23 protein-coding genes and 1 riboswitch are annotated in these 24,821 nt (G+C 52.8%); of the genes, 19 read left to right on the top strand and 4 right to left on the bottom strand.

Features of this window, described 5'->3' with window-relative positions:
* The first annotated feature begins 9 nt into the window (after positions 1–9).
* The 3 genes from C4F51_RS05315 (at position 10) to C4F51_RS05325 (ending at position 3,514) form a co-directional block, all read left to right on the top strand.
* Complete coding sequence (locus C4F51_RS05315; RefSeq protein ID WP_193907821.1) at positions 10–1,584, top strand: ABC transporter substrate-binding protein; 1,575 nt, start codon at positions 10–12, stop codon at positions 1,582–1,584.
* Positions 1,585–1,722: 138 nt separating this feature from the next.
* The gene (locus C4F51_RS05320) at positions 1,723–2,346 is read left to right on the top strand and encodes a glutathione S-transferase family protein (protein WP_193907823.1); all 624 of its coding nucleotides are present in this window, start codon (positions 1,723–1,725) and stop codon (positions 2,344–2,346) included.
* Between the two features lie 118 nt (positions 2,347–2,464).
* Positions 2,465–3,514, top strand: coding sequence for an NADP(H)-dependent aldo-keto reductase (locus tag C4F51_RS05325; RefSeq protein ID WP_193907825.1), 1,050 nt, complete (start codon positions 2,465–2,467; stop codon positions 3,512–3,514).
* 77 nt (positions 3,515–3,591) lie between these two features.
* Here the strand turns inward: C4F51_RS05325 and C4F51_RS05330 are convergent, their stop codons facing one another.
* The gene (locus C4F51_RS05330; RefSeq protein ID WP_193907827.1) at positions 3,592–3,894 is read right to left on the bottom strand and encodes a hypothetical protein; all 303 of its coding nucleotides are present in this window, start codon (positions 3,892–3,894) and stop codon (positions 3,592–3,594) included.
* Positions 3,895–4,246: 352 nt separating this feature from the next.
* Here C4F51_RS05330 and C4F51_RS05335 point away from each other — a divergent pair, with 352 nt between their 5' ends.
* Positions 4,247–5,665, top strand: coding sequence for a hypothetical protein (locus tag C4F51_RS05335; protein WP_193907829.1), 1,419 nt, complete (start codon positions 4,247–4,249; stop codon positions 5,663–5,665).
* A gap of 90 nt (positions 5,666–5,755) precedes the next feature.
* On the opposite strand, the gene C4F51_RS05340 is transcribed toward C4F51_RS05335, so the two are convergent.
* Complete coding sequence (locus C4F51_RS05340) at positions 5,756–6,562, bottom strand: hypothetical protein (protein ID WP_193907831.1); 807 nt, start codon at positions 6,560–6,562, stop codon at positions 5,756–5,758.
* Between the two features lie 262 nt (positions 6,563–6,824).
* Between C4F51_RS05340 and C4F51_RS05345 the strand changes: the two genes are divergently transcribed.
* The 9 genes from C4F51_RS05345 (at position 6,825) to radA (ending at position 16,109) form a co-directional block, all read left to right on the top strand.
* Positions 6,825–7,319 (top strand): rhodanese-like domain-containing protein, encoded by a 495-nt coding sequence (locus tag C4F51_RS05345; protein WP_193907833.1) that lies wholly within the window; start codon positions 6,825–6,827, stop codon positions 7,317–7,319.
* A gap of 75 nt (positions 7,320–7,394) precedes the next feature.
* On the top strand, positions 7,395–8,369 hold the full coding sequence (gene epsC, locus C4F51_RS05350) for a serine O-acetyltransferase EpsC (RefSeq protein ID WP_193907835.1): 975 nt from the start codon (positions 7,395–7,397) through the stop codon (positions 8,367–8,369).
* Positions 8,366–8,605, top strand: a complete 240-nt coding sequence (locus C4F51_RS05355) for a helix-turn-helix domain-containing protein (RefSeq protein ID WP_193907837.1) — start codon at positions 8,366–8,368, stop codon at positions 8,603–8,605. Before epsC ends, C4F51_RS05355 begins: the two co-directional genes overlap by 4 nt.
* Before the next feature lie 83 nt (positions 8,606–8,688).
* Positions 8,689–8,880: a hypothetical protein gene (locus tag C4F51_RS05360; RefSeq protein WP_193907839.1), complete on the top strand. Its 192-nt coding sequence runs from the start codon at positions 8,689–8,691 to the stop codon at positions 8,878–8,880.
* Between the two features lie 106 nt (positions 8,881–8,986).
* On the top strand, positions 8,987–9,919 hold the full coding sequence (locus C4F51_RS05365) for a family 2A encapsulin nanocompartment shell protein (RefSeq protein WP_193907841.1): 933 nt from the start codon (positions 8,987–8,989) through the stop codon (positions 9,917–9,919).
* Entirely contained in the window at positions 9,894–11,876 is a 1,983-nt protein-coding gene (locus tag C4F51_RS05370) for a family 2A encapsulin nanocompartment cargo protein cysteine desulfurase (RefSeq protein ID WP_193907843.1), read from the top strand. Before C4F51_RS05365 ends, C4F51_RS05370 begins: the two co-directional genes overlap by 26 nt.
* Positions 11,877–12,399: 523 nt before the next feature.
* Positions 12,400–13,560 carry a conjugal transfer protein TraF gene (locus tag C4F51_RS05375; RefSeq protein ID WP_193907845.1) on the top strand — a complete coding sequence of 387 codons (1,161 nt, stop codon included), beginning with the start codon at positions 12,400–12,402 and terminating at the stop codon, positions 13,558–13,560.
* A gap of 242 nt (positions 13,561–13,802) precedes the next feature.
* Entirely contained in the window at positions 13,803–14,723 is a 921-nt protein-coding gene (locus tag C4F51_RS05380; RefSeq protein WP_193907847.1) for a PDC sensor domain-containing protein, read from the top strand.
* Between the two features lie 15 nt (positions 14,724–14,738).
* Positions 14,739–16,109, top strand: coding sequence for a DNA repair protein RadA (gene radA / locus C4F51_RS05385; RefSeq protein ID WP_328701314.1), 1,371 nt, complete (start codon positions 14,739–14,741; stop codon positions 16,107–16,109).
* A gap of 40 nt (positions 16,110–16,149) precedes the next feature.
* Here the strand turns inward: radA and C4F51_RS05390 are convergent, their stop codons facing one another.
* Complete coding sequence (locus C4F51_RS05390) at positions 16,150–16,569, bottom strand: DUF3597 domain-containing protein (protein ID WP_193907851.1); 420 nt, start codon at positions 16,567–16,569, stop codon at positions 16,150–16,152.
* Positions 16,570–16,826: 257 nt separating this feature from the next.
* A complete protein-coding gene (locus tag C4F51_RS05395) occupies positions 16,827–17,798 on the bottom strand; it encodes a LysR family transcriptional regulator (RefSeq protein WP_193907853.1) in 972 nt (323 codons plus the stop codon).
* Positions 17,799–17,898: 100 nt separating this feature from the next.
* Between C4F51_RS05395 and C4F51_RS05400 the strand changes: the two genes are divergently transcribed.
* The 6 genes from C4F51_RS05400 (at position 17,899) to C4F51_RS05425 (ending at position 24,484) form a co-directional block, all read left to right on the top strand.
* On the top strand, positions 17,899–18,999 hold the full coding sequence (locus C4F51_RS05400; RefSeq protein ID WP_193907855.1) for an alkene reductase: 1,101 nt from the start codon (positions 17,899–17,901) through the stop codon (positions 18,997–18,999).
* Between the two features lie 22 nt (positions 19,000–19,021).
* A complete protein-coding gene (locus C4F51_RS05405; protein ID WP_193907857.1) occupies positions 19,022–19,405 on the top strand; it encodes a nuclear transport factor 2 family protein in 384 nt (127 codons plus the stop codon).
* 157 nt (positions 19,406–19,562) lie between these two features.
* Positions 19,563–20,195, top strand: a complete 633-nt coding sequence (locus C4F51_RS05410) for a Rossmann-fold NAD(P)-binding domain-containing protein (protein ID WP_193907859.1) — start codon at positions 19,563–19,565, stop codon at positions 20,193–20,195.
* 546 nt (positions 20,196–20,741) lie between these two features.
* Positions 20,742–22,352 carry a methyl-accepting chemotaxis protein gene (locus C4F51_RS05415; RefSeq protein ID WP_193907861.1) on the top strand — a complete coding sequence of 537 codons (1,611 nt, stop codon included), beginning with the start codon at positions 20,742–20,744 and terminating at the stop codon, positions 22,350–22,352.
* 223 nt (positions 22,353–22,575) lie between these two features.
* Complete coding sequence (locus tag C4F51_RS05420; RefSeq protein WP_193907863.1) at positions 22,576–23,463, top strand: hypothetical protein; 888 nt, start codon at positions 22,576–22,578, stop codon at positions 23,461–23,463.
* A gap of 112 nt (positions 23,464–23,575) precedes the next feature.
* The gene (locus tag C4F51_RS05425; protein WP_193907865.1) at positions 23,576–24,484 is read left to right on the top strand and encodes an ROK family protein; all 909 of its coding nucleotides are present in this window, start codon (positions 23,576–23,578) and stop codon (positions 24,482–24,484) included.
* 133 nt (positions 24,485–24,617) lie between these two features.
* Positions 24,618–24,802: riboswitch (cobalamin riboswitch) on the top strand.
* Positions 24,803–24,821 lie beyond the last annotated feature (19 nt).

Here is a 24,821-nt window from a genome sequence, read left to right on the forward strand (position 1 = left end):
GTGAATAGCATGTACCCAACATTATCCCGTCGCGGTTTTCTGGCTTCCGGTGCAACCCTGGGCGGTGCCCTGGCGCTGGGTGGTGGCTTGTTAAGCGGTTGTGATAACCAGGTGGCAACTACCGAGTCACCGGCTGATGTACTGCCAGGTACTCCGCGTCGCGGCGGTCGGTTACGTTTTGGTGTTATTGACGGTGAGCAAGCGGGCACACTGGATGTGCACAAACCCACCACGACAGGCAGTATTATTCGCGGCTTTGCGCTCTACAGTAAGTTGTGGGAGTGGGATGAAAATATGTTCCCGCGTTTGGCACTGGCAGAAGAATCGGAAGTGAATGCCGATGCAACGGCCTGGACCATTCGTTTAAAACAGGGGCTGGAATTTCACAACGGAAAAACCATCACCGCCGACGATGTTATTTTTTCCATCCTGCGTTTAACCGACCCGGAGCTGGCATCGCCTTACGGCAATTACGTCAGCATGGTAGACCGCACCCGTCTGGAAAAACTCGACAACCGCACGGTGCGCATTAACTTCAAACCCGGCCAGCATTTTCTTTCGCTGCCGGAAACCTGGGTTAACTTTGGTGGTATTGTTCCGGAAGATTACCATCCGGTTACCAACCCGGTTGGCGCCGGCCCTTACAAACTGAAAGAATTTTTACCGGGGCAGCGTTCAACTTTTACCCGGTTTGAAAACTATTTCAAGCCGGGGCAGCCCTACGCCGATGAATTGGAAATTATCGACTTTAAAGATCAAATCTCCCGTTACGCGGCCTTGTTGGGCGGGCAAATTGATCTTGCCAACGCGATAGCGCCGGAGCAAAAATCCCTGTTCGATAACAACCCCAAAGTGCGTTTGCTGCGCTCGGTAACGGCGGGTTGGCGAGGTTTTTATTTGAACACCGCCAAAGCCCCGTTTGACGATGTCCGGGTGCGCCAGGCGTTTCGTTTGCTGGCCGACAGGGAAGATCTGGTTGCGCGGGTATTAAACGGCGAAGGGCGTGTAGGGAATGACATTTATGCGCCGCACGACCCTACCTTTAATCACGCCATTCCGCAGCGCCAGCGCAACATTGAAGAAGCCAAAGCGCTGTTGAAAGCGGCTGGTCATGAGTCGCTGGAATTGGAAGCGACGGTAGACGTGGCCGGTGCCAATTCGGCGCTGGTATTTGCCGAGCAATTGCGACCTGCCGGTGTTCGTTTGAATGTAAAACAGGTGGACACGGCAACCTTTAACGGGCCGCGCCGCAGTGAATGGGTGCTCAGCACCGGCGCATCGTTGGGGCAACCCTTTCTGGCGCAGGCCACCACGCAAGATGCGCCTGTGTCAGCCAGTAACCGCACCAACTTTCACGATGAGCGTTTTTCAGAGCTATACTTTGAAGCGCAAAAACAACCGGACACCGCACTGCGCGCACCGCTGGTTCATGAAGCCCAGCAAATTCAGCACGAGCAGGGCGGGTTATTACTGTGGGGGTTCATCAACATACTCGACGGTTACTCACCCAATGTTGGCGGGCTGGTAGCGGAAAACTCGCACTTCCCCACCTGGCGTTTTGACAAAATCTGGCTGCGAAGCTGATTTTTCCAGTACACGCCGGGCAGTACATATAGAACAACCGTCGGTTGGCCTTGTTGCCAAAAAACCATTATCGGTTGCTGTGTACTGCCCGGCGTATTTTTTTATTGTTCCTTCAAACCGGTATCGGAATATTTCCCTATGACAACATTGTACATTGCACCGGGTGCCTGCTCATTGGGGACTCAGGTGGTGGTTCGTGAATTGCAATTACCGATTGATATCGTCAAGGTTCCCCTGCGCCAGGCCGACTCGCCCATTCACCGCATCAACCCGTTAGGCCGCGTACCGGCATTGCAGCTGGATAATGGCACAGTGATTACCGAAAACACTGCCATTCTTCCCTACCTGGCGGATCTGAAACCCGAAGCCGGTTTGATTCCTGCCGCAGGTACGGTAGAGCGCGCCCTGGTGCAATCCTGGTTGGGTTTTGGCTCGGCAGAAATTCACGCCGGTGCCTTTCGTATTGTCAATCGCGGTGGCAGTTGGGTAAGCGATGAAGGCGCGCAACAGGAGTTAAAAGATTTTGGTAAAAGCCAGCTGCGTAAATCTTTCACGCATGTGAATAATGCCTTGCAAAATAACACCTGGATTACCGGCGACAATTTCACCATTGCCGATGCCTACCTCGGCGTATTTGTGCGCTGGCTGGCGAAGTTCGGTAATGAGTTTGATGACCTGCAACAGCTTCGCCGTTTCCGCGACGCCTATGAGGCGCGCCCGTCAGTGATTGCCGCGTTGGAATTTGAAAGCGCAAAGGGTTAAGGTAGCAAAGCATTTTGAGCGGCCTACTATTTTGGCCGCGCTTTAATACCCTATGCGGCTGCGCTCACCGCCTTGCAAAACACGGTGAGCGCAGCCGCGGTTACCGGAGATGACTCGCATGCAATATCGCCGCCCTGGCAACGCCGACTTTGACATCAGTGTGATTGGTTTGGGTACCATGACCTGGGGAGAGCAAAACACCGAAGCGGAAGCGCACCAGCAGTTGGATTACGCGCTATCCCGTGGTGTTAACTTTATTGATACCGCTGAAATGTACCCGGTGCCGCCCCTGCCGGATACCCAGGGTGATACCGAACGTTTTATCGGCTCCTGGCTGACCCGCAGTGGCAAACGTAACCAGGTGATTCTCGCCTCCAAAGCTGCCGGGCCGGTCGGTGGTAATCGCCCCGGGCACATTCGCAATGGCAAACCGCATTTTGACCGCGCCAACCTCAGCCAGGCGCTGGATGACAGCCTGCGCCGTTTGCAAACCGATTATCTGGATTTGTACCAGTTGCACTGGCCGGATCGCCCGGTCAATTCGTTTGGCCAGTTGGGATACCAATGGGCACCACTGGACGAACAGGCAGCCAGTATTGAAGAAACGCTTCAGGTGCTGGCCGATTTTGTTCAGGCCGGGAAAATTCGCTCCATCGGCGTCTCCAATGAAACGCCCTGGGGCGTAGCGCAGTTTTTACGCATTTCCGACAAGCTGAACCTGCCGCGCATTGTCAGCATTCAAAACCCCTACAGCTTGTTAAACCGCACTTATGAAATTGGCCTGTCAGAATTTTCCCGCTACGAAAACATCGGCCTGCTGGCTTACTCGCCGCTGGCGTTTGGTGTATTAAGCGGTAAATACCTCAACGGCGCCCGTCCGGAAAAAGCACGTCTTACATTGTTTGACCGCTTCACCCGTTACACCAAGGCACCTATTGACGTTGCTGCAAAAGCCTACGTTGAACTGGCAAAAGAAGTAGGCATTTCACCGGTGCACCTGGCACTGGCTTTCGTCAACTCAAGACCGTTTGTCACCAGTAATTTGATTGGTGCCACCAGCCTTGAACAACTGAAAGAAAACATCGACAGTATTGATGTGGTGTTGTCAGACGATGTGCTGGCAGCCATTGAGGCTATTCACCTGAGCAACGCCAATCCTGCGCCTTGATAAAACGGACAGAATGGCACTTGCCGTACAGCCCGGAAAAATAAGGCACTTTGTCAATAACCGGACACCTGACTTGATCAGGCGTAATCTGTCAGCGCCACCCAGCCGCGAATACCGGTGTTATACACAAACGCCATACCGAGGTTTTTAATATAACGTGCATCACCCGCCGTTGGCGGACTGTATTCCTCAAGCCCCTCCAGCGCCAGGCAAGTGTCCAGCGGCGCCTGCCAGGTAAGTGGTTGCGCACTGGCTGGCATATGCAATTCCTCACTGCTCCACACCAAACCATCCCGCTCCACCGGCGACGCGCCATTAAAGTCCGCAGGAATAAACACCGCCGAAGTCCCCGCCATCTTCTTGTAACTACGCTCCCGCATACCACCTCCGCTATAGCATCAACAAAGCCTTATTAAAACAGCGATGGAAAAGGGCAGTTTGATGTAGCTCAAAACAGGGTTTATTTGTTGCCGAAGCGTGCGCGAACGATTTTTACAAAGCAGCCGATGGCGACAAGTCTGGAGCGGGTCGGCGAGCTATTACTGCGGCATTGCAAGAATGTGGTTGGTCGCCTGGTGTTCTTCAGCACTTGCAGGTTGATACTCCGGATTGATAGGTAGATTAATACTGTCCAGTATTGATGCTGGTAGACTGATACTCTAAAGCTATCAACCGCCGCGGTTCATCAAGAGCGCTGGCGAAGATCATTTGTCAAAGGTTGAGAGGGGCAAAGTGTTTTCACTGAAACGTAAGGGCGACTATCGCGTACAGCTGACCCGCATATTAAAAAAGCCTGGAAAGTATAGTGTTGAGCTGTATCTGTTTACTCCCCATGAAAGCAATTTCTCCGCATGGACTCTGACTGAGCAACATTTCTTTTTCAACTCCCTGGAGCATCGCTTTAGCCGGTTAGGCATGCCCGATAAAGACAGAGTCAGCAAGGCTGACCGCTCATTCAAACTGCTCTCGCCGCACTACGAGATTATGTACGGCTCCTGGCTGTTTCAATATCGCGCCTCAATGGACCGCCTGCGCCAACAAATTCAAAGCGCGGAGCCTACTGCCGAACCATTAAAGCGCGCGTTGCGCCTGAGCCAGAACTTTGCCGAACGCCTGCGCAAAACCATTCCCGAACAAAGCAATCAGCAGCGTTATTTTCGATTAGTGGATGTCTACTTTTCCTGGCATGCCGAGCAGTTCTTGCTGGAGTGTATGACGCTGGAAGGATTCTCCGAGTTGGATCAGGAGCTCCGCGATGCAATTCAGGGCTTTCTGCAGCAGGAATATCGGCATCGAGGCAAACTAAAATACATGAGTGACTTTAACGGCACGCCAACCCGGGTCTGGAACCGTATGAGTCTTTATTTACGGTTACTGGAATACCCCGTGCTGCTTCGCGCCAAGGTGACCGAACTGGGTGCTGGCACGGTAAAAGTGGTCAAGGCGATCTCGACGATGTTGGTCATGTCACTGGTCACTTACTTTTTGTTCAATGCGCGCTCGGGTGGCCAGCAGCTAACCCTGTCTTTGCTTGTAGGTATTGCGCTCGTCTATGCAATGCGTGACATCTTGCGTGACGATATGATCAAGAGCCTTACCCAATGGCTGCGCAAAGGCAAACCACGCTGGAAGATTCGCTTGCTCATGCCATACACTCACATTTTGTTGGCTCTGCAAAAGGTCTGGCTGGACTACCGCAAGCTGCCCGAGCTGCCGCAACAGGTCCTGGAAAACGCGGGAAAATGGGCCACCAATGAGGAGCGGCAAATCATTTGCTATCGCTCGGTGCTCAATCTGGGCAAAGCCGCATTGGAGCAGGATCAGATTCAGGAGCGTCTCATTCTGGATTGCGAAGAGCTCTGTAAAATGATTCAAGCTACCCGAAACAAATTGTTTGTGTGGGCAGATCAGGATGATCCATCATCTACCGTTCAGGCTCATCCCATAGAAAAGCAACACGATTACAACCTGTTGCTGGTGTGCACCGAGCCGGGTGAAACACAATCCTCGGCGCAGCGCTGGCACTTGCGATTGGGAACCAACGGCATCGTGCAATGCGAAAGTAAAAACACGCCTTGGCCGAGTCCGGAGGAGCAACAGCAGAAGAAAAATTGGTTGCAACGCCTACGCGAGCGTTTACGCGGCGGCTGATAGTCGCTGGAAGCTCTGATGGTTTTCAATCTACCTTATCAATAGAGATATGTAGAAAGCAGCCTGCCAAAATTCATCACTGTTATTGCGCTAAGTGAGCGCTTTTAGCGGATTAAAAATTTCAGCATTTTCAAATGACTGCTTCAGCGAAATCATCCCATCAAAATTTTCGCTGTGTTTATTGTCCAGGCCTCGTATGTCTCCAACCACAATCCTTTTCGCTAATGCAGTGTCGCTGCTGCTTTTACTCCTTGGTAATGCGGCTGCATTTGCTTCGGGTAATCGGTAAAAAATAGCATCCGGTTCCAAATCCAGTTGTTCCAGTAATTTAACGTCTGCCGGATTTTCTATGGTGATGCCAATGCGATAACCGCGTGAGCGGTAATTCAATAGCGCCTGGCGAAAGTGGGCGAGGCTGGTTTCGTCCAATAAGCGGGTGTGTAGTAATACCCGGTCTGGCCCAAGGCCGCAGTCGCTCAAAATTCCTTCAAAGGTTTTACCGTGGTCACCGGCTACGCCAGTGATGTGGCCTGGTTGTACGGCGAGCGCGAGCAGGTCGCGGTTGTCGTATTGCTGCAAATAATTTAGCGAGTGCAGGGTACGGGTGAGGCGATCCAGGTGCACCACTTGTTCGGTGTTTTCCAGTGAGTGAAATACTTCATCCAGACTGAATTGCTTGCCGGTTACGGAGCGGGCGATCAGTTCGCTGTAAAAGCCGGTGATGCCGTCTTCGCGTGGCTGAATAATCGGGTGGAATTGGCTGGAGAAGGTGAGGCTGCCGAAACGCGCACCATACACATTACCTGCTTTGTAAAAACCGGTCGCCGGTAACCGCTGGCTGCGTGCTTGCGATTGCAGCTGGTCATTGAAGTAGTGCATCAGTTCGGTCAGGGGCATGGCGTGTATCGGCTCATCAATATTACGAGAGCTTATGATAGAGAGCGGTAACACCTTTAAGAAAGAATAAATAATTCTCAGCTTATAACAGGGGTTGGAGGGTGAGTTACACGTCAGGAAAGGTATAACGATATGTATTTATATTCTTTCCAATTGTCTATAGCCATCATTATATTTTCTCCCATACCGAGTGCCGCTTGCATTCGTCACCAGGGACAGAGGTGTTTGCTTTTCACCCGTTCCTATTGTCATCGAGGTTTTTATGACTGTCGTATCCCTGAATCAGGTTACTCCGCCCTCAGCCAACCCGGATAGTTTGCCGCCGGTATTGCACGCTGCATGGCAAGCCGCCCGCGATGACGGCTTGAAGTTTGCCGGACAGGTTAGCCCGGACGATGCCTGGAAGTTGTTTACCGGCGGGCAGGCGCATCTGGTGGATGTGCGTGCGGCGGAAGAGCGCAAGTTTGTGGGCCATGTGCCCAATACCTTTCATGTGGCCTGGCAGACCGGCCCTGCGTTGATTAAAAACCCGCGTTTCTTGCGTGAGCTGGAAAGCAAACTGTCCAAAGACGCTCTAATCTTATTGTTATGCCGCAGCGGTAAACGCTCGGCGGCCGCAGCAGAAGCTGCCACAGCAGCCGGTTTTAAATACGTTTTCAATGTGTTGGAAGGTTTTGAAGGTGATCTTGACCAGCGCCAACAGCGTGGTGCCAGCGGTGGCTGGCGGCAACGCAATTTGCCCTGGGTCCAGGATTAATCACTTCAGGATTAGATAGTTACAGGATTAACAAAAAAACCGGGGTATGGGGCAGTTCGAGGCTTGAGGGACAATATGAGCAGTCATTACAACAAAGATCCTGACGTGAAGTTTATTGCAGCCACCAATTGGGAGCTGGATAAAATCGTCAGTGAGTTACGCGGTATTCGCAACGAGTGGCGCATTGAAAGCGGCCGCTTGCAAGAGTTGGGTTTGCGCGAGTTGCCTTCGCGCGACGTGTTGCAGAATATTATTCGCGAGCTGTGCGGCGCGCTGTTTCCGATGCGCCTTGGCCCGCAGGATTTACGTGAAGAAAGCGAAGATTATTACGTCGGTTACACCCTGGATGCTGCGCTGAGCCAGTTGCTGCAACAGGTGCAATTGGAGTTGCGCTACAGCGCCCGGCAGCACCGCGATACGCTGAGCGGTGTAGAAATTAAAACCCGCGCCAACACCATTGTGCGACAGTTTGCTGTGTCGCTGCCGCAGTTGCGCCGCATTCTGGATATCGACGTTCGCGCCGCTTATTACGGCGACCCGGCAGCCAAAAGCGTGGATGAAGTGTTGCTGTGCTACCCGGGTGTCGTGGCGATTATTCATCACCGGTTGGCGCATTTGCTGTATGAGTTGGGCGTGCCTTTACTGGCGAGAATTGTCGCTGAACTTGCCCATTCATCGACCGGTATTGATATCCACCCGGGCGCTACCATCGGCAGCGGTTTTTTTATTGACCATGGTACCGGCGTAGTGATTGGCGAGACGGCAATCATTGGCGAGCGGGTGCGTTTGTATCAGGCGGTTACGCTGGGTGCAAAAACGTTTCCGGCCGACGATACCGGTGCATTGCACAAAGGCTTACCAAGACACCCCATCGTTGAAGACGATGTAGTGATTTACGCAGGTGCCACCATTCTGGGGCGCGTTACTATCGGAAAAGGCTCGGTAATTGGCGGCAATATCTGGCTGACTCGCAGCGTACCTGCGGGTAGCAATATTACCCAGGCCAGTTTGCGCAACGATGCCACCACTACCACGGAGAGGAATTTATGAGTCTTTCATTACACTTCGGTCGAATCGTCAAACAGGTTCGCGAAACCCGCGGCTGGTCGCAGGAAGTTTTGGCTGACCGTGCTGAACTCAACCGCTCTTATGTGGGCGAAGTAGAGCGGGGCACCGCGGTGCCTTCTCTCAGTACCGTTGCCAAAATTGCTCGCGCCCTGGATTTGCCGGTATCGGATTTGCTGGCGCGCAGTGAGGCACGAGAGAGCGCCGAAGCGACCAGCTGATTTTCCCCCACCGGAGATAACGCGATAACGTGCTCCGGTTATGACGGTTTGATACGCATTGAAAAACTCGCTTGTTTAAATGAATGAAGCTTGTTTCTCAAGAATATCTTGCCGATCTGCCACCCGTTAGCTCCAGCTTAAAAACGCTTCAATCGTTGTTGATTTTCCAACAGTGTTTGGAAAATTACGGCTGGCTGACGACTATAGGTATCGAAAAAAGTGATTTAAAAAAATTATTTTTTTGTGGCGCGGGAATGGTGGCTTTAGCAGGTTGATGGCTTCTTATATCAATGCGATCTTAGCTTAGTCGATTTAATTATATGAAAATTTATTCTTACCTCAGCTTTCTGTTATACGAAATAACACTACCAGGAGCGTTTCATGTCTACTGACAATGATGCCCAGTTAGCGCTCGGCGATAATGCCGCTCGTCAGCTGGCCAATGCCACAAAAACCCGTCCCCAGCTTTCCATTATCACCCCCCGTTGGCTGGTGCATTTTCTGCAATGGGTGCCGGTAGAAGCCGGTATTTACCGCGTTAACAAAGTGAAAAACCCTACCCGCGTTACCGTGACTTGCTCACAGCGCGATGAGGCAGAAATTCCGCCTACCTTTGTTGATTACGTTGAAAACCCCCGCGAATATTTTTTAAATTCGGTCACCAGCGTGGTGGATGTTCACACCCGCGTTTCCGATTTGTACAACAGCCCGCACGATCAAATCAAAGAGCAGCTGCGCCTCACTATCGAGACGATTAAAGAGCGTCAGGAAAGCGAGTTGATCAACAACCCGGAATACGGTTTGTTGGCTAACGTGGATGAAACCCAGCGCATTTCTACTTTAACGGGTGCTCCTACACCGGACGATCTCGACGAGTTGCTGGTTCGCGTTTGGAAAGAGCCAGGCTTTTTTCTTGCGCATCCTTTGGCGATTGCGGCGTTTGGTCGTGAATGTACCCGCCGTGGTGTGCCGCCACCTACCGTCAGCCTGTTCGGTTCGCAATTTATTACCTGGCGTGGCATTCCGCTGATTCCATCGGACAAAGTGCCCATTGACGAAGACGGCAAAACCAAAATTTTGCTGATGCGTGTGGGTGAGAAACGTCAGGGCATCGTCGGTTTGTATCAGCCTGGTTTGTCCGGGCAACAAAGCCCTGGTCTGTCAATCCGCTTTATGGGTATTGGCCGTAATGCTATCGCGTCGTATCTGATCTCTCTCTACTGCTCTCTGGCAGTGTTGACCGAAGATGCTTTGGCCGTTTTGGATGACGTAGAGGTTGGCAAGTACCATGACTACCCGGATACCTACAAGTAAGGAATCGGTCGATAGCGGGGATTTTTCAGGTCAGGCATTGCCTGATCTGGATTCCATTGCCGCGATGGCCAATGCGTTTTATCGCGCATTGCCGGGCAGCTCTTCACCGGCTACTGCCGGTGTATCGGGCTTGCAACCGGCGCTTGATATTCCAGCCAAACCCCGGATCGGTTTGAGTACCGATACGCCCGCGCCTCCGCCGCACGTTGAGTCTTTCACAACGTCGTTACCGGGGCCGGGCTATTATTTTCTGGATCACAATAATCCCTGGGCGCAAGTTTCCCAGCCTGCTGCGCAAGGTGAGCGAATGCTGCCTGCGGATTACGGCTTGCCGAACGAGCAGTACGGTTTGCTCAATGACAAGCAGTTGGCTGAGTTGCTGAACGATGACGCTCGCGTGGTGAATCAGGCGAGTGCACCCGAAGCGCCGGAGTTACAGGTGCCCACCGGTTTTGATTCTGCCTCGGCAGATTATCACCGCGATCTACCATCGGGCAGCGATCGTATTGCGGCGCAGTCTTACCATTTACCGGGCGAGCCTGACGTGCAGCGCGCTCTTTCGGTGGAATCCATTTTCGGTCAGCGTGATGACGCATCGGTTGCTGCCGGCAACCGCCCATCGTCTTCTGCATCGCCAAAAAAACCAGGCAGCCCGGATTTTTATTTTCTGGAGTCAGGTCATGCGCCGGTGTTTGGCAATCAGCCGTTGGCTGCGTCCAGCCCGGTGGCGCAAGGTTTTGATATTCACGCTATCCGCAAGGATTTTCCGATCCTGTCAGAGCGCGTCAATGGCCGTCCGTTAATCTGGTTTGATAACGCCGCGACTACGCATAAACCGCAGTCGGTGATTGATCGCATCAGTTATTTTTACCAGCACGAAAATTCCAACATCCACCGCGCCGCGCACGAACTGGCCGCACGGGCTACCGATGCCTATGAAGCGGCGCGTAATAAAGTTGCCCGTTTTCTTGGCGCAAAATCGTCGGATGAAATTATTTTTGTGCGCGGAGCTACTGAAGCGATTAACTTGCTGGCCAATACCTGGGGCAAACAACATATTGGCGAGGGCGATGAAATTATTGTGTCGCTGCTTGAGCACCACGCCAATATTGTTCCCTGGCATATGCTGGCGAGTGCGGTGGGGGCAAAAATCCGTGTCATTCCGGTGGACGATTCCGGGCAAATTCTGCTCGAAGAATACCGCAAGTTGTTCAATGGCCGCACCAAACTGGTAGCGGCTACCCAGGTGTCCAATGCACTGGGTACGGTAACGCCGATCAAAGATATGATTGATATCGCTCACGCCTCCGGTGTGCGGGTGATGGTGGATGGCGCCCAGGCGGTTTCGCACATGAGTGTGAACGTGCAGGCGCTGGATGCGGATTTTTATGTCTTCTCCGGGCATAAAGTCTTTGGTCCTACCGGTATCGGCGTGATCTACGGCAAGCGGGAATTGCTGGAAAAAATGAACCCCTGGCAGGGCGGCGGCAATATGATTGCCGACGTTACTTTCGACCGGATCATTTATCAGGACCCGCCAAACCGTTTGGAAGCCGGCACCGGTAATATCGCCGATGCGGTTGGTCTTGGTGCTGCCATTGATTACGTGCAGCGCATTGGTATGGACCGCATTGCCCGTTACGAGCACGACCTGCTGGAATATGCCATGCACGGTTTGCGCACTATTCCGGGCGTGCGTTTGATCGGTACCGCGAAAGACAAAGCCAGTGTGGCGTCGTTTGTGCTCGACGGGTACAAAACCGAAGAGGTGGGCACCGAGTTGAACCGCGAAGGCATTGCGGTGCGTTCCGGTCACCACTGCGCCCAGCCGATTCTGCGCCGTTTCGGGGTAGAAACCACGGTTCGACCTTCCTTTGCGTTTTACAACACCTGTGAAGAAATCGACCTGCTGTTGAATGTGGTAGATCGACTTTCACGGCAGCGCCGGGGACGTTAGTGCGTTAACCACCGTGCAGGATGGTGGGGGATAAAAAAGCCGGGTGCCAACAGGTAACCTGGCTTTTTTATTGATAAGTCATCTGTGCTTTCGCTCACAATAACCAGTGCCATTCTGTCCGTTTGTCATTAGGCTCTTTGTTCCAAAAACGCATGAACACATCCCTGTGGCTCCGACGAGTCATCCCTCGCCGGGCGCCCCTGACTAACGGTTTTGGAACAAAGAGCCTAACGCCAAACTCGCATTGTGTCGGCATGGAGTTTGTCAGCAGTTTGAGCCGGATCACCAACGGGTGCTCCGGCTTTTTTATGGGGGCTTCCTGACGGTTGGACTCATCAAAAAGTATTCGAGGCGGATTTAGGTCTTCGGCGTTTAGATGAAAAATGCGACATTTGTGGAATTTCCATACCTAAACGATCTATCTGGGGATTCTTTTAATGCTTTATAATTATTTGGCGTTAAAACACACATTGTCATTACATTGCCATCTATTCGATTTCACTACGTCAAGGACTGCTCTTCAATGAAGAACCCGCTTTTAGCTGTCGCACTGCTCGCTGCCTCCACCTCTGTTGTTGCTAATGAAAACTTTAATGGCCGTTTAACCGGTATGTCCGGTGCTGGCTACGTTACCGCCGATTATGTCGATGGTGTTCTCAGCAACCCCAGTCTGGGTGCGACCTTTGGCGAGCGCGATGATTTTGCGGTGGTGTTGAACGTGGGTGCTACCGGTTCTGATAAAGATGATCTGATTGATGCGATGGATGAGCTGGTTGATTACATCGACATGCTCGATCGTATTACCAATTTCCGCGATCTTGACCCGAGCATGGCGACCGGTCTGATCGACCGCATTCGCGATATCGACGATAAAACCGTTTATGTACAAGGCGGTGCCAGCCTGGTCGTTGCTATCCCTAACGAATACCTGTCTGCATCGCTGGTGGTTAAAGCCAATGCACACGTGGGCGCCGCCACGCTGATTGATCAGGGCGATTACGATTTGATCCGCAATAGCGTTAACAATCCTTTTGATACCGCTGACCTCAAGTCGTCTGTAATTGGCAAGGGCGCGCTGGTGACCGAAGTGGGTGTGGCGCTGGCAAAAACCTTGTTTGAAAACGAGCGCGGCCGTTTGCTGGTGGGTGTTACGCCGAAGCGTGTAACCGTTGAAACCATCGCCTACCACGCTACCGTGGCGAACTACGACGAAGATGATTTTGATGCTGACGAATACACCCTGAAAAGCAGCACCAACAGCTTCGATGCCGGTGTCACTTTGATTGATGGCAACCTGCGTTACGGTCTGGTGGTTAAAGATGCGATCAGTAAGGAGTTCGCGGCGGTTAATGGCGAAAAAATGCGCCTCAAGCCACTGGCAACTGCGGCCGTTGGCTACCAGAGTGGCTGGTGGACTGCTGAAGCGGCATTGGATTTGAACACCGTGACCCTGTTCGGCCTGAACGGTGACGTACAAATTTTGCGCGCCGGTGTAGAAGTTTCTCCGTTGAGCTGGTTGCAACTGCGTGCCGGTTTGCAGCGCGATCTGGAAAGCACCCTGGAAAACACCTACTCGGTGGGCGTTGGTTTTAACATTATGAACACCTTCAATCTGGACATCGCCGGTGTCACCGGTGACAACAAAACCTACGGCGGCGCCATTCAGTTAGGTCTGCGTTTTTAATTGAGGGTTTACCCCTTGGCTGTCAGGCTCCGGGCGCGCTGCTCGGGCCTGACAGGTTTTAACACCTGAACATCCCCCGCTTTTTGCTGCTGTGTAGTCATGCGCCGCTCTGGTGCAAACCCCTTCTGTAGAATTTCTGCTTTTTAATCACTCGCCGGTTTTTATCGGAGTGGTCATTTTTTCGCGGTATGATAAGCCTGCCGGTTCTTTTGTTTTAACCCGTTTTTCCGAATGGATACGCTATGACGCCACGCAATTATCTGTATTTACTGAACAAATATGATGAGTACCAATCTGCCATTGATCAGTTATTGGGCTCTATTGTCACCACGCTATCGCCGCACCGCTTTGCCCGCGCCGCCGGTGAGCTGGAGGCGATTGTCAGTAAATTGCATGCATCCTATCCCTTTGTAGAGTTGATTTACTGCCTGGATGACAGCGGCAATCAAATCAGCAATTCCGCAGCTGCGCCCGGCATTGCCGATTCCAAACGCCGCGAAGGTGGCCTGGGTTCTGACCGCAGCAACCGGGTTTATTACACCAGTGCTATGCGCAACAGCGAAAGCATTACGGTAACGGCACCTTATCTGTCCAGCGCCACGCATCAGTTGGCTTTGTCGGCGGTACAGCGTTATCGCGACGGCGATAATAAAACCTGTTATCTGGTCATCAACGTTAACCTGGAAAAACTCATTACCTTTTTAAACGGTGATGACTTGCGCCGCCGGGTGCATCCGCTGTTTCAAATTGTCTACGGCATTATTGGTGTAATGCTGGTGCTGGTCGCCGGTTTGTTATTGCTCACGGCAGGCATTTCCTTGTGGGATGTGATGCGTGAGCATACCAATACCGCCACCGAAGCCTTCGGCATCGTGATATTGATAACCTTGGGGCTGGCCATTTTTGATTTGGGAAAAACCATTCTCGAAGAAGAAGTGCTGATGCACAAAGATGTTCATCACCAGGGATCAACCCGGCGAACCATCAGCCGTTTTATGTCGGCCATTGTGATTGCGGTTTCCATTGAAGCGCTGCTGTTGATGTTCAAATCCTTGCTGGGCGATGCCACGCATTTGAACAGCGCTGTTGCCATGCTGGTTGCTGCGGTAGCGCTGCTGGTGGGGCTGGGCGCTTATCTGCGTCTCACCACCGATAAAAAATAAACGGAGACAATGCCAGTGGCAAAAAATAAATCGGCCTTTGTTTGTAATGATTGCGGCGCGGAGTTCAGCAAGTGGCAAGGGCAGTGCACCGAGTGTGGCGCCTGGAATACGCTGAGTGAAGTGCGGCTTGGCCCCACGCCGTCCAACCGCTCGGCCAAGTTTCAGGGCTATGACGGCGCTGCCGGTAGTAACCCGGTACAAACACTGGCTGAAATCAGCGTGCAGGATTTGCCCCGTTTCAGTAGTGGTGCCGGTGAACTGGACCGCGTACTGGGCGGCGGTTTTGTGCCTGGCTCGGTGGTGCTGATTGGTGGTAGCCCGGGCGCGGGTAAAAGTACCGTATTGTTGCAAACCCTGTGTCATTTGGCGCGCACCATGCCGGCACTTTATATTACCGGTGAAGAATCGCTGCAACAGGTCGCCATGCGCGCCCAGCGCCTCGGGTTGCCCACTGACAAATTGCAAATGCTGAGTGAAACCAGCGTTGAAGCTATTTGCGCCATTGCGCAAAAAGTTGTGCCGAAAATTATGGTCATTGACTCGATTCAGGTGATGCACCTCGAAGATATTACTTCGGCACCCGGCTCGGTTTCCCAGGTGCGTGAAAGCGCCGCTATGCTCACCCGCTTTGCCAAACAAACCGGCACGGTATTGATTCTGGTCGGCCACGTTACCAAAGACGGTTCGTTGGCAGGCCCGAAAGTGCTGGAGCATATGATTGACTGCTCGATCCTGCTGGAAGGCGACAACGACTCCCGCTACCGCACCTTGCGCGGCCATAAAAACCGTTTTGGTGCGGTGAATGAGTTGGGGGTGTTTGCTATGACCGAGCAGGGCATGCGCGAAGTCAGCAATCCCTCCGCCATTTTTTTACAGCGCGCCGAAGAAATTGCTTCCGGCTCGGTGGTGATGGTGATGTGGGAAGGCACGCGGCCGTTGCTGATTGAGATTCAGGCCTTGGTGGATGACAGCCATTTGGGTAATCCGCGCCGGGTTGCAGTGGGTATGGATCAAAACCGCCTTGCCATGTTACTGGCGGTATTACACCGCCATGGCGGCATTATGGTGGGCGATCAGGACGTGTTCGTGAATGTGGTCGGTGGTGTGCGGGTGATGGAAACCAGTGCTGACCTCGCGGTATTGCTGGCGATTGTTTCCAGCTTTCGCGACCGCGTTTTGCCGGAAGATTTGATTGTATTTGGCGAGGTGGGCTTGTCTGGCGAAATCCGCCCGGTACCCGGCGGTCAGGAGCGTTTGCGCGAAGCGGCCAAGCACGGCTTTAAAAGAGCGATTGTGCCTTACGCTAATGCACCGCGTGAGAAAAAATCCGATATTGACGTGGTGGCGGTGAAGAGTTTGCAGGAAGCGCTGGATGCCTTGTCGTGAAAATGAAAAAGGGTGGCTGTTGATCGCCACCCTTTTTCATTTAATTCCGCAATTCTGCGGGAACATTTCCGCCATTTTCCGCAAGCTTTTGCAGCACCTGTTTGTGCAGCCAAATATTCATCTGCGCTGAATCTTCCAGTTTCTCCGGCGGAATTCTCAGTTCCATCGCCAACTCCTTGCGTGCTGCCAGGCTGCTATCCAGCCCTAACAATTTGAGCAAATCGACAATTGATGTTCTCCAATTCAACTTCTCCGGATTGGCCGCTGCCAGCGCCTCCAGTTTTGCAGTTACGTCTACGGGGGCAATCACGTTCGGCGTCGGTGTTGCTTCCGGCGTAACAGGTACCGGTGGCGCTGCAGCGATGGCGGCACCTTCGGTAGTGGCATGAGGCACCGTATCATTCTTCGCGGCTTCCCCGCCCAACCCGAGTTTTGAAAGAATTTTATTGAAAATACTCATGAGACTTTCCTTTTAATATCGTCAGAATTGCCAGCATACCCTCCGGCGACCAGTAATTCATCAGGATGGGTTTATCCTGGGTCTTTTGAACATAGCATAGCCTTGCAAAAACGAGACATTTCGCCGGGGAGGGTTTGCGGGTCAGGTTGGGCTATTTGCGCGTCAACGGATGGGTGTTTGACGATATTCGGTTAGAAAATTTTCCCTGCCGAACAGAGTGTTTTCTTCCCGTATAGGTTGCCTCAGGGAATATCAAATCAGGACCTTCTCGCTCTATTGGCGGTGCGCATATAATCAACAAACGCACGCAGTTTTCCGGGCATGTGTTTGCGGTGCGGGTAGTAAAGATGAAACGCGTCGTCCATGCCGCTGTGCTGTTTCAGTATTTGCCGCAGCGTGCCGTTGGCCAGCTCTTGTTTGGCAAAATCTTCGAAGACAAAACCGATGCCGTGGCCTTGTATTGCTGCATCAAGAACCGACCTCATTTCGTCGACGACAAGGCGCCCTTGCACATCAATTTGAACCATTTGCCCGTGGGCATCAAATTTCCATTCAAACAATCTGCCCCCTACCGAATAGCGTTGGCGAATGCAGTTGTGCGTTAGCAATTCATCAAGTGTTTGCGGTTCACTTCGCTCAAGGAAGTAACCCGGCGCAGCCACCACAATTCTTTTTTGTACCGCACCCAACTGCACGGCCACCATATCGTTTTGCAGTCTTTTACCCATGCGGATGCCGATATCAAAGCCGGCGTTGACGATATCGCTAAGTTGGTTATCCAGAGATATTTCGACATTGATCCGCGGGAATTTCTCAAAGAAGGGCGTCAGGTGCGGCTCAATCAAAATATGGTAGGCGACGTACGACGAGTTGACCCGCACCGTGCCGGAGGGTTGATCGGTTGCTAGCGAGACCTGCGACAAAGAGCTTTTGATCAGTGCCAGTGCAGGCGCCAATTCCGCGTTCAATGACGCGCCAGCCTCGGTCAAGCTGACACTGCGGGTGGTGCGGTTAAACAACCGGACATTCAGTTGTGCTTCCACACTTTTGATGGTGCGTGATACCGCTGTTGGTGTAACGCCCAGCTCTGCTGCCGCCCGCGCGAAGTTCAAATGTCGGGCCGCTGCCTCGAAGGTTAAAAGACCGGGAAAATGCACCGGTGGTGAAGGCAGTGAGCCTTCAATACCTTCCGTGCTGGCGGGATGTTTGATTATGACTTTTTTGCTCATACTCTATGTCCGCTTGTGACTATTTACGTCATTATCGCTGATCTTCATAGTGGTTACCGCAAGTAATTCATCACCAAACCACTTATCACCAGGAGTCGCTATGACGCTGACCCGCTCATCGACCGATCTTTTCTCACCAATGACCCTGGGCGCCTTATCTCTGGCGAATCGCATTGTTATGGCGCCTTTAACGCGCAGTCGCATGGGTGACGATGGCGTACCCGACGAATTGCACGCTCGCTACTACCAGCAGCGCGCCAGCGCCGGCCTGATTATCAGTGAAGCGACTAACATTTCCGCGCAGGGGCGGGGATACGCGTTGACCCCGGGCATCTGGACGGAACAGCAGGTAGCCGGTTGGAAACTGGTAACCGATGCAGTCCATGCGGCGGGTGGCCTTATTGTTTGCCAGTTGTGGCACGTAGGGCGCTTCTCGCATGTGGATCTGCAGCCGGAAGGTGCTGCGCCGGTAGCACCTTCTGCGATTCGAGCAGAAGGTCAGACCTACACCGACAATGGAATGCTGGATGTCTCTATGCCACGAGCACTGGAAACATCGGAGATTCCCGGCATTATCGAGCAATACCGACACGCTGCCAGGTGTGCAAAACGGGCCGGTTTTGATGGTGTTGAAGTGCACTCTGCGAATAGCTATTTGCTTGATCAGTTTCTGCGCGATTCCACCAACCGGCGCAACGATCAATATGGCGGTTCCATTGAGAATCGCAGTCGACTCACCCTGGAAGTTACCGCCGCCGTAGTTGAGGTGTGGGGGCATGAGCGGGTTGGCATTCGCCTTTCTCCGGTGACGCCGGATGCGGGTAACACCCCACTGGACAGTCAGGTCATGCAAACCTATGGCTACCTGATTGAGCAACTGAATCGCTTCCAGCTCGCCTACCTGCATTTCGTCGAGGGCGCGACAGCCACGTCACGCCTTGTTCCTGAAAACGTCGATCTCGATGCGTTACGTGCACTCTTCAAAGGGCCCTATATAGGCAACAACCATTACACCCTTGAGCTGGCGGTTAGCCGTCGTGCTGAAGGCAAAGTTGACGCCGTGGCTTTTGGTCGTCCGTTTATCGCAAATCCGGATTTGGTGCGTCGATTACAGGAAGGGGCAGAACTCGCTATTGCTCCCCGCGAAAGCTATTACGGCAATGGCGCAAAGGGTTATACCGATTGGCCGGCAATGATTTAAATTTACAACCAGGAGTAAAAACATGAACAAACCCACTTACGTGCAAGATTATCAAGCTATCGTTGAGGTTCTGAACAAATACAACGAGGGGGGCAAGCAGGCTAAAAGTAGCATCATGAAGCCGGCGTTTAGTGAACAGGCAACCATCTTCGGGGTAGATGGCGATGGTAAGCTGATTGGTGGTGAGATACAGGGCTTGTTCGATACCATCGACAGCGCCTTCCGTCCCTCTCCCGAAGCCCAGGGGGTAATCGTCAATATTGATATCGTGGGTACGGCGGCCAGCGCACGCATCGACACCAACGACATCTCCGGTTTTTGCTTTACCGATTTCTTTAATCTGCTGAAGGTTGATGGCAAGTGGATTGTGGTCAGCAAGATTTACCATACTCACGTCGCACCTTGATGTTTCACTGATGCCGTTTTAGTCACCGCACCATGGATGCGGTGGCTTTTCAATGGCAACAAGCTACCGTTAATTCGAGGTAGAAGGAACGACCCGGCGATTGGACGTACAACCTGTAAATCTATCAAGTCATATCAAGTTATAAAAGGAACGCACGATGAACTTGCTGCTTGTTGGTGCCAGTGGATTGGTGGGAAGTCATGTGCTGAAACTGGCGTTGCAGGATTCAAGAATAAGCAACCTAGTGGCACCATCACGACGTGCCTTATCAGTGCATGCAAAGCTGCATAATCCGCTGGTCGATTTCGATAATTTACCGATGGACGCCGACTGGTGGCAGGGCATAGATGCGGTCATCTGCACGCTCGGCACCACAATGAAAGTGGCAGGCTCCAAAGCCATGTTTTATCGCGTGGATCACGATTACCCATTGGCTTTTTCCCAAATTGCGCAGAGACACGGTACTCCTACTTATGTTTTGAATTCGGCGATAGGCGCAGACGCTTCATCGCGATTTTTTTACAACCAGGTCAAGGGGACGTTGGAGCAAGATCTGGCGGCCCTGGGTTTTCGCTCTTTTACGGCGGTGCGTCCTGGAGTTATTGGCGGGCAGCGTTCGGAATTCCGTTTTGGTGAATCGATATTGGTTAGGATTCTGGGGGTATTGAACCCCGTCTTGCCTCGCCGTTGGCGCATCAACCCGGCAGCGCATATCGCCCATGCTCTGCTGGAAAGTGCGGTTAATCCGGTTGCTGGTATTCACGTCATCAGCGCCGATCGCCTTGCCTGATACATCGACGGTGGAAACTCCTGCACCTTGATGACGCACTATTGGAAAAATCCATTCACAGAGCTTTTTTGCCCATCGATTTAATCGCGTATTCATTGTCTTAAAAATAATTTTCCGCACCTTTAAAAATCCGGCCTGGAAGGCATCATCGCGTTGCAATACCGGGAGTTTTTATTATTCGTTTCCTCTTGCCACCTCGTATTACGGGTTCTGGTAACGCCCTTCACAAAAGGCTTCGCCGGGCTTGCAACGGCATTGGCTTTCCGGCAGGATGGCGCCTCAAATCGATTGTTCAGGCGACAGCTATGCTGTTGGCCTGGTCTGCTTGACGCATTGTCTTTTCAATTTTCAATCAGGCTTGATCGATTCAGTTTCAAGCTGTTATCAACAAGGCCGGGGCAACAGCCCGCAGCCGACTCATACGCCAACAACTTGCACAGGTGCGTGCAGTAGACAGTTGGCTCGGTGACATGGATATCCGCACGATCGTGCATTCCCTTCCGGGGCTAAATTTTTCATCCTTCTATATCCCGAGACATGATTTCCATGCTGAAAAAGTCCCTGCGCGCGCAGATCCTTTCCTTGCTGGGCGGTAGCCTTGCGCTCATTTTAATTACCGCTCTGGCGTGTTTCAGTTTTCTTTCAGGCGGCATTCAGGCTTATCGCGGTTTGCTGGACGGGCCGATGCATAACTCGCGGCTGATTGACGTGGCCAACCTTGAATTTAAAGTGCAGGTGCAAGAGTGGAAGAATGTGTTGGTGCGAGGTCATGAGCAAGAAAATCTTGACCGTTACTGGAACCAGTTTGAAGCGCAGGAACGCAAAGTGCAGATCGTGCTCGATGAGCTGGCCGCGGATCCAACGTTGAAAGATCAGGTTGAGCGGCTGCGCAACGAACACCGCACGCTCGGTAATAATTACCGTACCGGACGCGATGCGTTTCTTGCCGCCGGCGCCAATGCCCAGGCGGGTGATGATGCGGTTCGCGGTATAGACCGCGCGGTCAGCGAGCAGATGACCGCGCTGGTTGAGCAATTGCACCAGCAGAGCCAGCAGCAGTCTGTAGAAATTAATGCGGTTGCGCAGCGTACTTTGCTGGTAGGCACCTTATTAATATTGGGCGCTGCCCTGGTTATTGGCCTGTTCAGTTTGTGGCTGGTCAATCGCCGTTTGATTGTGCCTATCCGTCACTTGATTGATCACATTGATCAACTCAGCCACGGACAATTCAGCAAGCGCGTAGAAAGCGACCGTCAGGACGAGCTGGGTTTGCTGGCCCGCGCCGCCAATACCTTGCGCGATTTTCTTGCTGATACCACCGAGCGTTTGCACAGCAGCACCCGTAACCTGGATAACGCCAGCGGTGAATTGAATGCAATTGCCTCACGCATGACCGAAGGCGTTAATGAGCAATTCCACCGCACCGATCAGGTCGCCACCGCCATGCATGAAATGTCGGCAACCGCGCAGGAAGTTGCGCGTCATGCTGCCGATGCAGCGCGCGCCGCTAACGATGCCGATGACTCTGCGCATCAGGGGGGGCTGGTGATGCAGTCGACCATTGCGACCATTACCGATATCCGTGGCGAGATAGCCAGCACCGCCGACGTGATTCATCAGCTGGAGGCCGATAGCGGGCGAATTGGCAAGGTGCTGGAGGTGATTCGCGGTATTGCCGAGCAGACCAATTTACTGGCGCTTAACGCGGCTATCGAAGCCGCACGCGCCGGTGAACAGGGGCGCGGTTTTGCGGTGGTGGCTGACGAAGTGCGCCACCTGGCAAAACGAACAGCTGAGTCTACTGCCGAGATCAACCAGATCATCGCCACCGTACAGACCGGCGCACTCGATGCCGTGCGCGCTATCGAAAGCGGCCAGCAACGTAGCGAGCAGGGCGTTACGCAGGTGACCGAGGCGGGTGACATGCTGAAGCGCATTACTGGCGCGGTGGAAGCTATCCGCGATATGAACCAGCAAATTGCCACTGCCGCTGAAGAACAAACACTGGTTGCGGAGGATATTTCCCGCAACCTGACCGAGTTGAGCACCATCGCCAGCGCCAACCAGGAAAACGTCGAACGCACCCGCGGCGCCAGCCAGAATCTGCACACGCTTTCCGGCGAACTCGGCGAAGTAACCCGCCGCCTCGGTTCCTGATCCATCCCCGCTGACCGGTGCATCACGCGCCGGTCATTCAATGCCCCGCACAATATTTTTCCTGGTGTTTTGACAGATGCTCGTCACCGTATTAGGGTATGCGACTGCTGTTGCTTCCGGCTTGTTTTTGGTTGCCAGGCTGGTCTATAACGATGAGGATCGTTTTTTTAAAATGCTATGAATTTTTGGAATTTTTCAGAAGTCAGGTATCAGGGACGTTGCAATGAAAAAAATAGTATTTTTTATTTCTGTTGTTACTGCATTTTTTATTCTTTGGATTTATCAAAAAAGCTTCACGGATAATACGCCTGTAGCTACCCCCAATAACCACTCTCTGTCTGCAACAAAAGGCAGGGAAGCGGCACCTGTCAGTTCCGATAAAAAATCCTTACATGATGATGTCGATGTTTCCACTCAATCTGTCAGTGCGCGGGGGAAGCCTGAACAACTGCTATATTCACCGCTTACCGAACAGGATATTGAAGAAACGCGCGCATGGATGGAAAAAAGAGAGCTGGATGAGTATGCCCGAAATCTTTATTCATCGTACGACGAATCAGTGCTTACTGAACTGGCGGATCAAGGCGATGTAGTGGCAATCAAGCAGCTTTATCATCGGTCTATGCAGGAGCTCATGGATGCTTCTCAAGTCTCCGGGGCTGAAATGACTGCGGCGTACATCCAGTGGCAACAACAACTTTTCGACAAGGTGGATAAGTATGTTTACTCAGCCATTTTGCATGGCGACAGGGAGTCGCTTGCTCACGGTGAGCGTTTATTTCAGAGATATTCTGGTGCAGGATTTGACCCGGATACTCGTGCAATGACATTGGATAGCCTGGCATTTTATGAGTTTGCCAACATAAGGGGCGATGTGATTCTTGGGCATATCGGCACGGAGGGCGCAACAAGACAATTTGAACGTACCCACGGGCCACTACAGCTATCAGCCGCTGAGAAAACGGCTATTCAGAACAGAGCCCGGCAAATTCACGATGAAGTGGAAAACAAGCGCATCGAATTGGGGCTGGGGCCATTTGACAACTCTGTTTCAGCGTGGGAATTAAAACGCGTGGAGTTAATGCGTCAACGCCAGGAGGGTATGGATTGAGATGATTTTTAATGTAACGCGCTTGTCGAATGCATTCCTGTTAATTGAACACATTGCCCAAAAATCCCCAAGCCTCCTATAATCGCGGCTTTTTAACCGGTCGGGTTTTGTTATGTCAGATTATCGTGTGGGTATTGATTTGGGTGGCACCAAAACAGAGGTGATTCTGTTGAATCTCCGGAGTGAAATCCTGTTCCGTACCCGCATTCCTACCGTGCGTGGCGATTATCAGGCGACTATCGAAAGTATTGCCACATTGGTGGCGCAGGCCGAAGCCGAAGTGGGTATTGCCGGGTTGCCGGTCGGTGTGGGTATTCCCGGTACGGTATCGCGCAAAACCGGCTTGGTGAAAAATGCCAATTCGGTATGGCTGAATGGTCAGCCGTTGCAAAAGGATCTGTGTGCTCGTATGGGCCGGGATGTAAAACTGACCAACGATGCCAACTGCCTGGCCGTGTCTGAAGCGACTGACGGTGCAGGCCAGGGCTACCCGCTGGTGTTTGCCGGAATTCTCGGCACCGGTTGTGGTGCTGGCCTGGCGTGGCAGGGTTCGCCGCTGGTTGGCCCCAACGGGGTCGCCGGTGAATGGGGGCATAACCCTTTGCCCTGGACGGATGCGGCCGAATTGGCGCAGCGCCCTTGCTATTGTGGACGCAGCGGTTGCCAGGAAACTTTTTTGTCCGGTACCGGTTTTTGTCTGTCTTACCAGCTTCGCACCGGGTTGGCATTGACCGGTGCCGACATCTCGGCACGGGCTGCTGCCGGAGAGGAGGCGGCAGTTGCCGTGCAAGAGGAATATCTGGATCAACTGGCGCGCGGTCTGGCGGCGGTTATCAATGTGCTGGATCCGGATGTGATTGTGCTGGGGGGCGGCTTGTCCAATAACCTCAGTATTTACCAGACGTTGCCGACGCTGCTGCCGCGTTATGTGTTTGGCGGGGAATGTGACACCCCGGTAGTGCAGGCCAAACACGGTGACTCCAGCGGTGTGCGCGGTGCGGCCTGGTTGAATCCGCTGTAAAAATGGCGCTGCTGCGCCCTGGCGCGCGGCATGCAAATTCCTGTCAGATATCGGTCATAAATTGTAGTCATCCTGCTTGACTCACCCGGGGCGTAGACATACATTGCGCCCCGAGGTTTTTCGCTGTCCCGATGTTTCACGCCGCTTGCGTGGTCATCTGCTTTTATAGCTACGGGGCGCGCAAATTAAATGGGAAGTCGGTGCGCCTTTGAGCAATGCCGACACTGCCCCCGCAACGGTAAGCCATTAACTGAATTGATGTGTTGCAGCACATTGGCCAGTGGTGAGTCCGATACCAGCCTTGCAGTTAGCCACGTAATTCTCTCGATGCAGCGGA

The sequence above is a fragment of the Cellvibrio polysaccharolyticus genome (genome assembly GCF_015182315.1).
Lineage (GTDB): Bacteria > Pseudomonadota > Gammaproteobacteria > Pseudomonadales > Cellvibrionaceae > Cellvibrio > Cellvibrio polysaccharolyticus.